At 42.1% G+C, this 14458-nt stretch carries 10 protein-coding genes and 1 tRNA gene; 5 read left to right on the top strand and 6 right to left on the bottom strand.

Translation table 11 applies throughout. The features are described from left to right. Positions 1–165 precede the first annotated feature (165 nt). Together F597_RS0110910 and F597_RS0110905 are read left to right on the top strand one after the other, a co-directional pair. The gene (locus F597_RS0110910; RefSeq protein WP_026327362.1) at positions 166–3327 is read left to right on the top strand and encodes a SusC/RagA family TonB-linked outer membrane protein; all 3162 of its coding nucleotides are present in this window, start codon (positions 166–168) and stop codon (positions 3325–3327) included. Positions 3328–3342: 15 nt separating this feature from the next. Beyond that, the gene (locus F597_RS0110905; RefSeq protein WP_245542026.1) at positions 3343–4920 is read left to right on the top strand and encodes a SusD/RagB family nutrient-binding outer membrane lipoprotein; all 1578 of its coding nucleotides are present in this window, start codon (positions 3343–3345) and stop codon (positions 4918–4920) included. A gap of 225 nt (positions 4921–5145) precedes the next feature. On the opposite strand, the gene F597_RS0110895 is transcribed toward F597_RS0110905, so the two are convergent. From F597_RS0110895 to F597_RS0110885, 3 genes are all read right to left on the bottom strand, one after another. Continuing rightward, a complete protein-coding gene (locus F597_RS0110895) occupies positions 5146–6057 on the bottom strand; it encodes an aldo/keto reductase (protein WP_019539774.1) in 912 nt (303 codons plus the stop codon). 273 nt (positions 6058–6330) lie between these two features. Then, the gene (locus tag F597_RS0110890) at positions 6331–6864 is read right to left on the bottom strand and encodes an SAM-dependent methyltransferase (RefSeq protein ID WP_019539773.1); all 534 of its coding nucleotides are present in this window, start codon (positions 6862–6864) and stop codon (positions 6331–6333) included. A 185-nt stretch (positions 6865–7049) separates the two neighbouring features. Further along, positions 7050–7691, bottom strand: a complete 642-nt coding sequence (locus F597_RS0110885; protein ID WP_026327361.1) for a helix-turn-helix transcriptional regulator — start codon at positions 7689–7691, stop codon at positions 7050–7052. 288 nt (positions 7692–7979) lie between these two features. On the opposite strand from F597_RS0110885, the gene F597_RS0110880 reads away from it, so the two are divergent. Next, on the top strand, positions 7980–8603 hold the full coding sequence (locus F597_RS0110880; protein ID WP_019539771.1) for a superoxide dismutase: 624 nt from the start codon (positions 7980–7982) through the stop codon (positions 8601–8603). Positions 8604–8716: 113 nt separating this feature from the next. Beyond that, positions 8717–9247 (top strand): NADPH-dependent FMN reductase, encoded by a 531-nt coding sequence (locus tag F597_RS0110875; RefSeq protein WP_019539770.1) that lies wholly within the window; start codon positions 8717–8719, stop codon positions 9245–9247. Between the two features lie 88 nt (positions 9248–9335). Here the strand turns inward: F597_RS0110875 and F597_RS0110870 are convergent. From F597_RS0110870 to F597_RS0110860, 3 genes are all read right to left on the bottom strand, one after another. Beyond that, a tRNA-Gln gene (locus F597_RS0110870) sits at positions 9336–9406 on the bottom strand. Positions 9407–9572: 166 nt separating this feature from the next. After that, the gene (locus tag F597_RS0110865) at positions 9573–12620 is read right to left on the bottom strand and encodes an AAA domain-containing protein (RefSeq protein ID WP_019539769.1); all 3048 of its coding nucleotides are present in this window, start codon (positions 12618–12620) and stop codon (positions 9573–9575) included. A gap of 6 nt (positions 12621–12626) precedes the next feature. Beyond that, positions 12627–12986, bottom strand: a complete 360-nt coding sequence (locus F597_RS0110860; protein WP_019539768.1) for a diacylglycerol kinase family protein — start codon at positions 12984–12986, stop codon at positions 12627–12629. A 312-nt stretch (positions 12987–13298) separates the two neighbouring features. Between F597_RS0110860 and F597_RS0110855 the strand changes: the two genes are divergently transcribed. Further along, positions 13299–14441: a transglutaminase domain-containing protein gene (locus F597_RS0110855; RefSeq protein ID WP_019539767.1), complete on the top strand. Its 1143-nt coding sequence runs from the start codon at positions 13299–13301 to the stop codon at positions 14439–14441. The last annotated feature ends 17 nt before the right edge of the window (positions 14442–14458 follow it).

The raw sequence follows: 14458 nt of genomic DNA, 5'->3' as shown, positions 1-14458 counted from the left end.
TCTGAATGTTAAAAAGATTATTTTGTCAATGTAAATCGATTTTTATTGATAGAAATGATTTACTTTTGCACTATTATATATCAAAAAGACGATTGTTTTGGTTTTTGGAGAGAAGAAAGATATTCGTATTTTCTTTAAATCATTTAATTTAAAAAAAAGTAGAGTATGAAAAGAAAGCTAATGATGTTATTGGCCCTGTTCTTTGTTGGAGTAGGGATTGTTGTGGCTCAGACACAAGTGAGTGGTACGGTTGTAGATGAAGCAGGTGATCCTGTGATCGGTGCTACCATCCAGGTGAAGGGTACTTCACAGGGAACCGTAACCGATGTGGACGGAAATTTCAACCTGTCTGCTCCTGCCGGCGGCACTCTGGTGGTCTCTTATGTGGGAATGCGGACAGAGGAAGTGCCTGTCAGTACCAATGTGCGGGTAGTGTTGGCATCGGATACGGAGTTGCTGGATGAACTCGTGGTAACGGCATTGGGTATCTCCCGTGATAAAAAGGCGTTAGGGTATGCCGTAAGCGAGGTTGCTGGAGAGGAGATGATCAGGGCGCGTGGCGGCTTATCGAATCCGGTAAATGCTTTGCAGGGTAAAGTTGCCGGATTACAGATATCCAGCGGCTCAGGCTCTATGGGTGGATCGTCTAAGATCCTGATTCGCGGGGTAAGTTCCATTTCAGGAAATAACCAGCCGTTGTTTGTGATTGACGGTGTGCCGGTGGAAGGTACGGATTATAATTCTACCAATACGCAGCGTGGTGCTGGTGGATATGACTATGGTAATCTTGTGCAGGATATTAATCCCGATGATATTGAAAATATATCTGTATTGAAAGGGGCTGCTGCTTCGGCGCTTTACGGTTCCCGTGCAAACAACGGTGTTATTATGATCACGACCAAGAAAGGTACGAGAGAGGAGGGATTGGGCGTTTCGTTCACAAGCTCCGTCGGCTTTGAGACGGTCAACAAATTGCCGAAATTGCAAAGGCTCTATGGTGGCGGAGCCAGTTCATCATTTGAACAAGTGATCATTAATGGCAAAACATATAATTATCCGGATTATGCTACGGATGAAAGCTGGGGACCTAAGCTGGAAGGACAGGAGGTGCTTTCCTGGTACGATCTGGCAAAATGGGAAGCCGGAGGAAAAGTAGGGGATCCTACCACCTCCCGATGGGTAGCCCCCACGCATGATGTGGAAGATTTCTTTGAAACAGGGATATCCTATACGAATAATCTCTCCATTTCACAGGCTACGGACCGGGCATCTTTACGGTTGTCATTCACGAACACCGATCTAAAAGGGTATCTGCCGAACAGTTCAATGTCCAGAAACGTATTCAGTATAGCGGGAACGACAACAAGTGCCGATCAGAAACTGGAAGCCTTTACCAATGTAACTTATTTTAATTCGCGTGCTAAGGGACGTTCGGAAATAGGTTACGGCGATAATAACGTGATGGTGAAATTTGTACAATGGGGACATCGTGAACTGGATATGGCTCAGTCTAAAGATCTCTATATTATGCCTGATGGCTCGCAAGCTACATGGAACCGTGCGGCATGGGATGATCCGGCTCCCGTTTACAGCAATAACCCGTACTGGAGCCGTTACATGAACTACCAGAATGATTCGCGCAACCGTATATACGGAAATGTGGGACTTTCATACAAGATACTGCCGGAACTTAAATTCCAGTACAAGACGAATCTGGATTTCTTTGTTGACAAGCAATACGAACGGAATGCCATTGGTTCTCAGGAACAATCCCGGTATATGGAAATTTCCCGTCAGCAATATGAGTTAAACCATGAGTTTATGCTGATGTATAGCAATCATTTCGATGATTACTCATTGAATGCCAACGTAGGGGGCAACATTATGAATCGCCGCTATGAATATGTATATGGAGAAACGGAAGGCGGGCTTGCCATCCCTCTGTTTTATAATTTAAATAATTCCATCTCTCCTGCGGCCGCTTATAATCTTTTGAGCAAGAAAGGAATCCATTCCATCTTCGGGAATGTGAGCGCCGGCTGGAAAAATATGCTCTATCTCGAAGCTACGTTGCGTAACGATAAATCGTCCACGTTGCCGGTAGGGAATAATTCATATTGGTATCCCTCATTAACCGGAAGTTTCATTTTTTCTGAACTGTTGAAAGAACAGTCCGGATGGCTTTCTTTCGGAAAACTGCGTGCCGGCTGGGCAAACGTGGGGAATGACACGGATCCTTACCGGGTGCTTACCACATATACCCAATACACGAATATCGACTCATCAACACCCGGTTATCGTTTGCCGAACACTTTGAATAATTCAGAGTTGAAACCGGAATCCACCACTTCCTTCGAAGTTGGTCTGGAAACCTCTTTCTTTAATAATCGGCTGGGATTTGATGCCACCTATTATGCAACGGAAACGAAGGATCAGATTATTCCATTGTCCGTATCGGGGACGACCGGTTATATTTATCAGGTCATTAATTCGGGAATCATTACGAATAGAGGAATCGAACTGGCATTTCATGCTACCCCCGTACAGACCCGGAGCTTTAGTTGGCAGACATCGTTGATGTTGTCTTCTAATAAGAATAAAGTCAAAGAGTTGATCGATGGAGTAGATTATTACCGGATTGTTGCCGCTCCGTTCAGAGTGGAAATCGGTGCGATGAAAGGCGATGCTTACGGCGTGATTATGGGAACGAATTATGTATTTGATGATCAGGGAAACAGAATGATCGATCCGGAATCAGGATTGTATCTGGCAACAGATGGCAACGAAAATCTGGGAAGTATTTATCCCGATTTCAGCGGTGGTTGGACAAATACATTCAAGATAGGGAATGTAGATGCAAGTATCCTGCTCGATTTCTCCAGAGGTGGACATTATTTCTCCACGTCATATATGTTTGGAATGTATTCCGGGATGTTGGAAGAGACCGCTGCCAACGGTATCCGTGAAAATGGAATTATATTGGATGGCGTGATCGATGAAAATGGCACGAGAAATACAACTGTTGCCGATGCACTGGATTATGCCAGTCACTTTTATACGGGGCCGGCGGCACAATCTGTTTTCAAATCGGATTATATTAAGCTTCGTGAAATAAATGTAGGATATACTTTTCCTCTGAAGAAAGACAAGTTTGTAAAATCCCTGCGTATTTCCGCTTATGGCCGCAATCTGGCGGTGTGGGGGCCGGATACAAAACATTTTGATCCCGAAATGATCGTCACCAGCTCCGGAAATATACAAGGGATAGAGGGAGGAGCCATTCCTTCCGTAGCTAATTTTGGCGCGAGCGTAAGTTTAAAATTTTAATTGGGAGGATTAAAAATGATGAGTAAAATATATAAATTTCTGCTCTTAATAGCATTAAGTTTCTCTATTGTATCCTGTGAAGATCTGGATACATTGAATCAGGATCCGAATAACCCGGAAGAAGTGCCTTCACATATGCTGATGAACGGTGCGCAGAAATGGATCATGGATAACGTTTACGACAACTGGTTCAGTGGCCGCCAGAATCTGGTTTATGCGCAATATTGGGCACAAAGGAACTATACGGAGGAAGACCGTTATCAGATCCGTGAATCCACCAATAATAACTATTTCAATTATTTGTACATGGGAATTGCGAATCTCGAAAAGGTGGAAAAACTGAATAGCGATGAGACAACTGCATCCGAAAATGCGAAATACGGGGCGAATGTCAATCAGATAGCTGCTGCCAAAATATTGAAAGTGTGGCTTATGAATGTCATTACCGATACATGGGGAAATGTACCCTATACTGAGATTGCAGGGTTGGAAGATGGCGTATTGTACGCAAAATACGATGATCAGAGCGATATTTATGCAGGTATGTTAGATGAGTTAAGGGAAGCGGTGAATATGATCGACGAATCTCAAGTGGCTTTTGTTTCAGGGGATGTCATTTACGGAGGCGACGCATCTAAATGGAAAAAATTCGGGAACTCGTTGAAATGCCGTCTGGCCATCCATCTCTCTAAGGTTGATCCCAACTGGCATACCTATATAGAGGAGGCCGTTGCCGACGGAGTATTTACAGATAATAGTGATGCCGCTACATTCAAATACTCCACCACAGGATCGGATTATTGTCTGTTTTATTCCGGTTTCTTTGTTGACGGACGGAATGATTTTACGATCACCAAACCTTTTGTCGACCTTCTTCAGGGAACGAAAGACGATCTGAACAGTAAATCTCATCCGTGGGAAGGAGTTGTGGATCCGCGGCTGGAGATGTATACTACTGCGATAGACGGGGTTTATAGGGGAATTCCTTATGGTATCCCGAATGCGAGAACCGCAGCACTTCGTGTCGGAACCCCTAACTGGTACAACGATCCTCCGATGTTTCTGGAAAAAGACTTTGCTGTTCCGCTGATGACCTATGCCGAATTGAAGTTTATTCTGAGCGAATACAACGGTTATTCCGTCAGCGATTACAGAGAAGGGGTAGAAGCTTCCATCACTTATTGGGCTTCACAGGCAGGAGTTACGGTTTCAGGAGCGGCTCTGAATACTTATGTGGATGCCGTTTCCCAGAGCGTGGATGCCGAGGCTGTTGCCGTGCAGAAATATATCGATCTGTTTATGAACGGTACCGAAGCCTGGACGGAGATCCGCCGCACAGGTTACCCTGAACAGGTCCTCCGGCCCGGAGAGATTTCCGCAGTCGTCGACGGTACCCAAATTCCATTTACACCTTTGTCCGATGTGAAAGGAGATATTATCGCCCGGGTAAAATATCCTACCAATGAAAGTACGTTGAACGGGGCTAACTGGGAAGAAGCGGTTTCAAAATTAGATGACGGAACCAATAATTATTATACGAAAATGTATTGGGATGTGCGTACTTCCACATACGACCATCCGGCCAATCAATAATCAATCAGTACCTTTTTAATGGGTTTATCATACAATTCTGTATAAACCCGGCACTATTGAAAGGGAATGGGACAGGGAAGGGAGTTATTCTCTACCCTGTCTTTTTTTATACTGGTCAATGGGGAAATGCGATAACACAAGGAATAAACAAAGAGCACGATAAGTTGAGAATCGGAGCAAATCAAGAACAGGATAAATAAAAGCCAATATAAATTTTACATTGGATCAGGCTGTTTCTTTCTGTATGCGGACTACACGTGCAATGGCATCGTTCATTTGTGCGGTGCTTTGAAATCCGAGTGTCATGCAGTGTATATTTGATTCTGTCAGGGCGTAACGCAGCGATTGTTCACGCTCTTCATCTTTCACGCGACTGCCTTCACCGAATATTTTCATGCCGATCACACCTTTCCCGTTCTGGCGTGCTCTTTTTAATATCTCCCGTATTACTTCGGGAGTTCCGTCCATATGCGATTGGAATGGATTAATACGGGCAAGTATTACATCTACCCAGGGCGATTCGACGGCTTCCTGAAGCGCTTCAAGATTGTGTGCGGAGATACCGACCGCTTTTATAATGCCGTCTTCTTTGGCACGGGTCAACCCTTCCATAGTTCCCTGGCGGCTATTGGCCCAACCTCCTGAAGTCATGCAGTGCATCAGTATAATGTCGATATAATCTGTGCTGAGTTCCCTGCGATAGGTGTCGATCTTGGTTCGTGTGTCTTTTGCTGAAATCCCGTCGGTTTTTGCTATTTTGGTAAGAAGTGTCAGCTCTTCGCGTGGCAGACCTTTCATTGCTTCAGCAAAAAAAGGATGAGAACCGTACGATTCAGCCATCTCATAGAATTTCATTCCCCTGTCGTAGGCATTTTTCGCCAGCCTGACAAACTGCTCCATTCCCATCCGCGTCTGATTGGAAGAGTTGTTCCAACCGGAAGTGCCGGATCCCATGGCCATAAGAGATACGGTAAGTCCGGTAGATCCCAGTGCTACTTCACTATCCAGGTAGGCGTCATCATGAATGTTGTTTTTACTCTTTATGTCAAAGGATCGTGCATAACTGACATTCAGCATATCTGCACCTATCAGTGTCCCTGCTGCGATTCCGGTCTTTATAAATTTACGCCTGTCCATATTTATCTCCTCCAGTTAATACATTATTGATACAAAGATATTTTCTTTTGAATAAAAATAAAGCGATTATTATACTTTAACTTGTTGCAGGATTAATTGCCTGACGAAATAGTTCAATTTCATTAGACTATTCTTCGCCATGACATAGCTCAAGCAAGCTTGGCTCTGGGCATTTGGCTTAACAGAATAGTTCAATTTCATTATTCAAACTTATTTCACATTTAGTTATGATTTTGTAGGATCACTTCATGACGTTATATCCATACAGACATATTATTTCTTTTCAGGGACTATCCAGAGATAAACAGTACTGCCATTCACCGAAATCTGCTCGTCGGGCTTCCAGTTGCCCATGTCGAATGCATGAGAAACCACCCGGCTACCGGGTTTCATCTCAGACAAGATTTTCGGCATCAACTTTAGATTCACGTCCGGAAGAAGATATAGCGTCAGTACAGAAGCTTTACTAAAGTCAAAATTAAAAAGATCACCTTCATAGAATGTTACCTTGTCTTCTACTCCAGCCTCCCTGGCGTTCTGGCTGGCTTCTTTTATTCTTTCCGGATTGAGGTCTACACCTATTCCGGTCGCTTCGTATTTTTTCGCTGCAGTGATCACAATCCGTCCATCCCCGCAGCCGAGATCATAGACAACATCTCCTTTGCCCACGTTGGCAAGGTCGAGCATACCTTCTACCACGTTCTGCGGTGTGGGTACATAAGGTACATCCAGTGTAATTTGCTGTGCATTCAGTTGTAGTGCTCCACACAGGAATAATAAAGCAAATAAGTAATTGATTGATTTCATAGGTTCTGTAATTTAGAATTTTACATGTTTGGCGTGTTTCTGTTTTTTATTTAATATATAATTCAGTTACATAGTTATTTGTTCACTATGTTCACGTTATTTAGCTTCATTGTGATTTACGCTTTGCCTGTCAATATACAAAATTGGCCAACCTGTCTTTTTTCTTATTTGCCAGAAAACTCAAATTATTTTGCTGTGAGACTCACAGCCTCCGTTATTCGATATACGCAACGATGATCACCGGAAACAATATGCTGCACCCTTTCAATTTCAAATTCATTGCCAATCAATTGCTTAAAACTGGATAACTCTGCTCTGCAGAATTTTTGACATTCGGTAGCCGCAGCGCAGATAGGGCAGTGGTTTTCAGTAAAGTAGTATACTCCGGCTTCTTTTGTCCATTCAGCTAGATATCCTTCATCGGTCCGAATTTTACTCAATATGTTTAAACGCTCCTCCAAAGAAGAGGCATTCTTCATTTCTTTTTCATAACGCTCATAAACTTGCTTTTCCCTCTCACCTATCAGTAAATCCAATGCATTGTCTCCCAGCAGTTTTTTTATGGAACGCAATAGTTCTACTGTAACAAGCGCATGTGTATCCGGAAATTTAGACAATCCTTTTCGGGATAAAGAGTAATAGGTTATGGGTCTACCGACCCCTTCGATTTTAGTATCACTCTTTACTAGATCTTCTTCTTCTAATTTCAAAAGATGTAAACGAACCCCTTCTTTAGTTATTCCTAACTCGGTTGCTAAAGTTGCGGTGGAAATCTTGCCCCGCATTTTTAAAATCATCAAAATTCTATCAACCGTAGTTTTTTTCATTTTACAATCATTATATTGGTTTATTATCTGTCGCAAAGTTAAATAAATATATGAAACAAGCATAATATAGTTCTCATTCCAGTAAATAATTAAAAGTAAATTATTTAAATACATTTAAATCAATAATTTAATCATATGAAAACATGCTGAAAATATAGTTTAATGATTACAGAGAATGATGCTGATTTGTTAAATGAATGAAATAAAACAACAAAATAATTGTTTTATTGTTGATTGGTATATGTATTTACAGAACTATATAATAGTAAACATCTAAAAAGTAAAATTATGAGTTACACATTACCTGAACTGCCTTACGCTTATGATGCGTTAGAGCCTCACTTTGATACCGCAACGATGACTATCCATCACCAACGTCATCATCAAGCGTATGTTGACAATCTAAATAAGGCTATTGCAGGAACCGACGCAGAGTCTAAAGAGTTGAAAGAAATTCTGAAAGAGGTAAGTAAGTATGCTCCTGCTGTCAGGAATAATGGAGGTGGACATTACAATCACTCTCTTTTCTGGAAAATTTTGTCGGCAACACCAAAAACTGCTCCTGAAGGAAAATTGGCGGAAGAAATAAATAAATATTTTGGAAGCCTCGACGAACTCAAAGCGCAGATCAAGCAAGCCGGTTTAGGCCAGTTTGGATCTGGTTGGGCCTGGTTAATAGTAAAGGGGGACGGATCTCTGGCTGTTGTTGCAACTCCTAATCAGGATAATCCCTTAATGGATACCAACCCGGCTAATCAAGGCTGTCCGATCCTGGGTGTAGACGTTTGGGAACATGCGTATTACCTGAAATATCAAAACAAGCGCGCCGATTATCTCGATGCTTTCTGGTCTGTTCTCGATTGGGCGGCAGTTGAAAAGAATTACGAAGAAGCACTTTCAAAGGTGCAGTAATCTTTTGTCTCTTTTTTCAATTGGTTTCGTCTTCTCCTTAACCCAAAGGGGAAGACGAAACTGTAATTATGAGCGAAGATGATAATTTGTAAAAACAAGCACAATAATAATTAATGAAAGCATTGATATTTACAGGTGCATTGGAAAGAAGAGAAGATTCTACATCGGAACGTCTTTCCAATTATCTAAGTGAACAACTCAAAGCACTTGGAGTTGAAACCAATATATTTAAAATTGCAGATTCAGGTATACCGTTATTTGATATTACACTGAAAAATAAACCTGCTGCAGTAGAATTAATGAACATACAGTTTCTCGAAGCTGATGTCCATATCTGGCTTACACCTCTCTATCATGGAAGTATGACAGGTGTGATGAAAAACTGTTTGGACTGGTTGGAGTGTACGGCCACATTACCTAAGCCTTACCTGACCGGAAAGAAAGTCGGTCTGGTATGTTGGGCAGACGGAGTGCAGGCTATGCAAGGCATCAACGCCATGGATGCTGTCGCTAAGTCGTTAAGAGCATGGACACTTCCTTACAGTGTTCCTATCCAGCGCTTTGAGCTTTTTGATGAAAACGGGAATATAAGCGACAATTATAAAAGTCGCTTAGCAATACTTTTGCAACTTCTGGTACAGTAATTTTCACTATAAAAAATGTCGGACCGATGATTTATCAATCCGACATTTATTCGCATCTTTCAAAAAATATTGATTTCCAGGTAATTTGTTGTCTTACCAGGACTCGAACCTGGACAAACAGGACCAGAATCTGTTGTGCTACCATTACACCATAAGACAATTGGACTGCAAAGGTATAAAAAATTGTCACAACAAAAAAAGTTCTACAAAAAAATAATTTGGCTTACGTCGTTATTCATTCGCTTCGCTCACATTGTTCGGCTCCGCTGTTGTTCTCAATTTGTGCGTTGTTCACTCACTTCTTTCGTATTTTACCATTGAATAACTACCGAACAACTACCAAATAACTATCCTTTTCCTTGTAAAAATCGAGTAGGGCAGTATAGACCGGGGATTCACGCAGGACAGTGGCATTGCCGACAAGAAAAAGTTGCCGGCGTGCACGGGTAATCGCTACGTTGAGTTTCCTGTCCACCGTTCCGTCATGGTTCGGATTACAGAGAAAATCCATCTGATAGGGTTTATTTGCACAGAACGAAATCAGGATTACATCGCGCTGGCTCCCCTGATACCGTTCTACTGTATCGATCATGATTTTCTCCCAATGAGGAATTCCTGCTAATGACAGCTTGTGTTTGATTAAGGCGATCTGGTTCCGGTAGGGGGCGATAATCCCCATTGCCTGAGTGTCGAATACATTTCCATTTGCTTCATATACATTACGGATAGATGTCAGAAGTGTTATGATCAGATCTGCTTCGGTTTCATTGATCTTGTCGGACGGAGAGGCACGATTAATCTTTTCCGTCGAAAAAAAGGCGGTCCGTTTGGCGGCTATCCACCGGTCGAAGAGGTTGTCTGACGGGCTGTGCAGTTTCCACTCTTCCAATTGCCAGTCGAGTGCAGGGAAAAGGTTTCCGGAATAAAAACTGGTTGCCGGAAAAGCGGCGATATCGTTGTGCATCCGCCCCTGATGGGTGAGTTGCGCATAGGCATGATGCCATCCTTTCGCTTTGCAGAGGCGCAACAGTCGTTCAAATAAAGAATCACGGCAATCAATAAATCCCGCTTCACACAATACCGGCTCATCGATGCCTGAAAATTGACGATCCTGCAATACGATGGTAGATAGCTGATGGTGATCACCGATCATGATAAACCGGTCGAACCGGGGGAGAAGTCCGATGATCTGTGGTTCCAGTATCTGTGAAGCCTCATCAATGATGGCTACATGAAAATGTTTGAGATTGAAAAGCTCCATCCGTCCGTTGATGGAAGCGAGGGTAGAAATGTATATACGTGTCCGCTCTATCTCATGCCGTAACGACTCCCTATCTTTGGCTTTCTCCGAAATCCTTTGCAGTAATCGGTGTCGGTAGGTTTCGGTACAAGAAAGCTCCGTCCCTACCCGGATATAGGCGTCACATTCTCCCTTTTTACATCCAAAAGCAGCGTTGATGGCTTCACACAACTCGTCCACAGCACGGTTGGTATAAGCCAGTACCATGATATTTTTTCCCGGTTGTGTGTGATATTCTTCGATAAGTCGTCGGGCAAAGATCGAGGTCTTCCCGGTACCGGGAGGACCCACGATCAGGAAATAGTCCTGGGCGCTCATCGCTTTCCGAATGATATTTTCCGGATAACCTGCCTCTTGAGAAGTTTCTATTGGATGATTTTCTTCTCTACAAGCTTTACTTTCCTCCGATGCGTCATTACTTGTTCCCGGAAGTGCCAATCCCATCAGTATCTTTTTCTTTTTCGGAGATGCACCCAGAAAAGAGAAGAGACTTTTGTACATGCTGTTGTAACTGGAGTCCAGCGAATCGTGCTCTATAGCCCAGAGCCGGTTTTCTTCAAAAAAACGGCGGTTTTTCTGCTTATAGCGAAAACGCACCTCTACTGTCTCCACTGTGATCCGTGCGATAGCACCTTTCAGTATCTGCCGGTTCAGTACCGTATCATTGTCATCTTGTCTTGGATAGACAATACATATCTCACCTTCCCTGAAATTGACAATATCGTTTTCTGTATGGTTACGGGTGAATAAGATCGTCATATCATGTCCCGAATCATCTATGGTCAGGATAGTAAGATTGAAAAGTACGTCCAACGCCTCGGCCCGTTCGCTGAAAGCACTATTCCATAATGATGCCGTACCAGTCGGCGTTTCATAGGCTATATCACCGATTTTGTGATGATACAATTCCCTTGAGATAAACCGGATATAGCGATAGAAAAAGGTGAGTTCCGTTTCGCTGCAACCTGACAACAGCGTGCGTATCCGTTCAATTTTCCCGGTGAAGAATTCAGGCAGTTTTTTTTCTGTCTGGAGAAGATTGATCAGTGATTTGAACAACGCCTCCGTATCTCTATTTTCTCCACGGATCAGAATCTGCTCATTGGCCACGATCAGGTTACGGATATTCAGGATCGACTTTTCCAATTCGCCATTTACCGTCGCAGTACGAAGGTTCTCTCCCGGACGGGATCCCGTTGAATAGAGGATGGAGGCATCTATTCCCTGTACCTTCTTTCCGAAAACAGTCTCTATCATCAGACGGTACACGGCGGTCTGTACTTCATGATTAAGTGTGATTTTATTGCTGTCGGAGGAAGGGAACGGTAACCTGCCCGATTTCAATTCCACAATCCGGGCATCTGTCTCTTCGGATTGGGGTTGTAGCAGGTCGAGTCGCCCCTGGAATCCGAACCGTTCGCTAAAGAATGAAGGTTCCAGCGTACAGTAATGTAGATTGATACCCCGACCGGGGAAGTCCTCACGAATTACCCGTTTGATATTTTCAAACTGACTTTGCGCTTTTTCCATGAATGCCCGGAAATCACTGTCGGAACGGATATCTTCACAACTGGTATATTCGAAAGGCGATTGTTTAAACGATCGCAGGAATACATCCCTGAAGGAAACCTCTTCGGGATTTTCAGCAAATACCAGTTCGTCGAGGAAGAAGTTCGCTAAATTCCCCAGTAGCAGATAAGAGCGGTTTTCCTTTTCTTCAAATTTGTTGCGGAAATAGTGAAGCGGGGATATCAAATAATCCTGAAAACACTCTGCGATTGCGGAAGCATCGATCAGATAATCAGGCTCAAGGATGATATAGTTAGGGATAAGGAAACCATCCCCGTCGATAATACAATCTATCAGGTTCAGGTTGGCTCCCTCCTGAAATCTATCTACCGAACTGTCAAAAACGCTGTTCTCAGGCGAAATCCCATATCTGGCAATCAGTGCCGTACCCGGATTCTCCATGGTCATGCAGATAAGTAATTTCCTCTCACGATCAACTTTAAGTAGTTGAACACGGATAGCATCAGTGGAAATACCTGCAGGAAAAGCGGAAGATTCGGTCATACAATATCAGAAGATTTTAGGTAGAAAGATGATAATCCCCACTGCCAATGCTGCCAGAGCGGCGATCAAAACTGCTGCGGCTGAAAGGTCTTTCACTTTTTTGATAGCGGGATGGATCTCTTTGTTACAAGTATAATCAGATAATCTTTCCAGGGCGGTATTTATGGCTTCCATAGAAAACACAGCACCGATAACAATGATAATGGCAAGCCATTCGTTGTTGGATATATTGTATATGAATCCTAACGAGATCGCAATAAATGTCACTATCAAATGTATCAGCGTATTAGGCGTCTCTTTGAATAAAAAACGCAGACCACTGAAGGCATATGCAAAAGATTGGATTCGTTTTTTTATATAGGACATTTTGTTGATTGGCTGCTTTGTTGATTAGCTGATTTACTGATTGCTAATCTACAGATTAGTTGATTTACAGTCCACTTTCATATTGGAAATCTGTACTCAAATGTACAAAAAATGTCTGTTTTGGCAAAACAGTCTCATTTATTATGATGAACGGTAAAGTTTATAAGCAGATAGTTCTATACTTATAGAAATAATTTGTAACCGTCTTTCTGATTGATTATTTCTGTTTTTTGATTTTATTGTACTTATTGAAAAAAGTAGTAATATTGCGTCTGTTTTAAAATTGGTAACCGTGCTGTAAAAAACTGGACAATGAAAGGTAAAATAGTTTTACTTCTATTAATCATCGGTTTTATTGTAAGTTGTAAACCTGACAAATCCATCCCGAAAGAATTAAAAATCATACACGCAAATTCTACGCAAGTGGATATTAAAGAGGATGATGTCGTTAGAAAGAATGCATGGCGAATTGTTCCCGAAGAAAATCCTGATATTTTCAGAACGTCAGCCAAAAAGGTCACTTTCTATACAGATGTAGACTCCATTTCATTTGATATAGAGCCAAATGAACAATATGATTTTGTGATATTGCTCAATGGGAATGACTCTGCAAGGACACGAATTGTTTGGGAACTTTCGAAACTGGAGATTCTAAGGCAAGGAAAAAAATATAACTATTCGGATAATCGTCCTATTCCAACCTTTAGTTATCAATCGCAGGATGATCCGAATCTTATCAGGGTAAGAAAAGAGTTGAAATTGGACTCTATTGCCGGAAATGGAAGTGAACTTTCCCAAATTTTCAATTTAATGCATTGGATTCACAATCTGATAAGACATGACGGAAGCAGTGATAATCCAACGTCGAAAAATGCGATTGATTTGATAGAGATTTGTAAAACTGAAAATCGGGGCGTGAATTGCAGGATGTTGGCGACGATATTGAACGAATGTTATTTGTCAATAGGGATAAAATCCAGATACATAACCTGTATGCCAAGAGACACAGAATTTGATGATTGTCATGTTATCAATATGGTATATAGCAGTGAATTAGATAAATGGATTTGGATTGACCCAACCTTTGATGCTTATGTGATGGATGACAAAGGACGCATACTTGGTATTCAGGAAGTCAGAGAAAGACTTGTCAAGGGAGAACCTTTGGTGCTTAATGCAGATGCTAACTGGAATAGGACGATGTTGCAGACAAAAGAATACTATTTAGACTATTATATGGCGAAAAATCTTTACAGACTTCAAACGCAGTTAGTAAGTGAATATAATACAGAAACCCGGGAAAATGGAAAAGAGGTGATATATGTAGAGTTATTGCCGTTGGATGGCATTGAGCAAACACCTCAAAAAAGAGAATGGGGAAATGAAAAAACCGGAGTGAAATTTATTTATTACAAGACAAACAACCCTGATTTATTTTGGACAAGACCAGAATAATAGTACGACAAAGGTAT

Origin of the sequence: Proteiniphilum acetatigenes DSM 18083, from assembly GCF_000380985.1 — a bacterium.
Classification (GTDB): domain Bacteria; phylum Bacteroidota; class Bacteroidia; order Bacteroidales; family Dysgonomonadaceae; genus Proteiniphilum; species Proteiniphilum acetatigenes.
This window is presented reverse-complemented; position numbering and strand designations above follow the sequence as displayed.